Raw genomic sequence first — 1,465 nt, forward strand, 5'->3', positions numbered from 1 at the left:
CGGCGGGCGGAGCAGGGCGCCCCCTGCCGTGCCGGCCGCGAGGCCGAGAACCTGTCGCCGCGATGTGAGAAGCCGCCCCCGCGGCCTGTACATGGTCATACCCGACCCGGAACGGTCATCGGTCCGTCATCCCCCAAATTATCTGTTCGGGCCGGTCCCACCCGGCGCCGAACACCCCCGGTTGCGCGATCGCCCCTATGCCGTGCCGGCGAGGTCGGCGGAGCGGACGCGGACGATGCCGTGCCGTTCGAGAGCCTGCCACGTGGCGGCGGGGTCGGGTGCGATCCCACGGCAGGCATCTTCGACCACGAACGTTTCAAAACCAAGGGTCTTCGCGTCGATCGCGGTGAAGGCGACGCAATAATCCAGTGCCAGGCCGGTGATGAAGACGCGGGTGACGCCCAGGCCGCGCAGCCAGAATTCCAGCCCGGTGCGGGTGGTGCGGTCATTGTCGAGAAAGGCGGAATAGCTGTCGATGTCGAGGGCGCGGCCCTTGCGGATCACCATGCCGACTCGGGTCTGGTCCAGTGCGGGGGCGAGTTCGGCGCCGTGCGTGCCGGCCACGCAGTGATCGGGCCAGGTGCCGTGCGGGGCGTGGGAGCCGTGGGTGCTGGCGAAGGAGGCGTGGCCGTGCGGGTGCCAGTCCTGGCTGGCGGCCTGCTGGCCGAAAGGCAGGCGGGTGAGATGGTTGATGACCGGGATGACCGCGTCGCCGCGGGGGACGACGAGCGCGCCGCCCGGCAGGAAATCGTTCTGCACGTCGATGACCAGCAGGGCGTCATGGGCGGTGATGGGGATCATGGGGCTGGGACCTGTTCGGGGAAAGGGACGATTCGGTACAGGGATGGCACGGTTCGGCGGGGCAGGCTATCGGAGATGGCGTGAGTTTGGGGCGGGGACCCGGATGGCCCGGCGGGAACGGATGCGGATGGTGCTGGCGGGATGCGCGCAGGACGCGGCGATGATGCGCTTTGCCCGCGAGCGGGCGGCGCTGCTGTCGGTCACGTGCGTGGTGCATGAGGCCGTGCCGGAGCGGCTGGTGCTGGAGGTCAGCGGACCCGAGGCGCTGGTGGGCGCGTTCGAGATGGCGTGCCGGCTGGGGCCGCCGGGTTGCCTGGCGCCGGATATTCTGTGCGAGAGCGAGTGGGGCGAGAGCGAGTGGGAGGACGAGGCATGACGGCCGATCCGGGGGATGGGTGGCATGCGCTGATGCTGGCGATGGACCTGGAGCCGGGCAGCGTCGCGGGATGCGTGCTGCGCGGGCGCGAATTGGCGGTGTGGCGCGATGCGCGGGGCGTCGCGCATGTCTGGGATGATCGCTGCCCGCACCGGGGCATGCGGCTGAGCCTGGGATTCCTGCGCGAGGGGACGCTGGCCTGCCTGTATCATGGCTGGCGTTTCGGTCCCGACGGGCGGTGCGCGCATATTCCGGCCCATCCGGAGCTGTCGCCGCCGGCCACGATCC

3 protein-coding genes are annotated in these 1,465 nt (G+C 70.6%); 2 read left to right on the forward strand and 1 reads right to left on the reverse strand.

Annotated elements, in window-relative coordinates; translation table 11 throughout:
* Positions 1–195: 195 nt before the first annotated feature.
* Positions 196–801, reverse strand: a complete 606-nt coding sequence (gene pncA / locus HUK84_RS17930; RefSeq protein WP_176641458.1) for a bifunctional nicotinamidase/pyrazinamidase — start codon at positions 799–801, stop codon at positions 196–198.
* 103 nt (positions 802–904) lie between these two features.
* On the opposite strand from pncA, the gene HUK84_RS17935 reads away from it, so the two are divergent.
* Both HUK84_RS17935 and HUK84_RS17940 read left to right on the forward strand, forming a co-directional pair.
* Positions 905–1,177: an acylphosphatase gene (locus HUK84_RS17935; RefSeq protein ID WP_176641459.1), complete on the forward strand. Its 273-nt coding sequence runs from the start codon at positions 905–907 to the stop codon at positions 1,175–1,177.
* On the forward strand, positions 1,174–1,465 hold a 292-nt coding region (locus HUK84_RS17940; RefSeq protein WP_176641460.1), incomplete at its 3' end, for a Rieske (2Fe-2S) protein. The genes HUK84_RS17935 and HUK84_RS17940, both read left to right, overlap by 4 nt.

Origin of the sequence: Nguyenibacter vanlangensis, assembly GCF_013376155.1 — a bacterium.
Lineage (GTDB): Bacteria > Pseudomonadota > Alphaproteobacteria > Acetobacterales > Acetobacteraceae > Gluconacetobacter > Gluconacetobacter vanlangensis.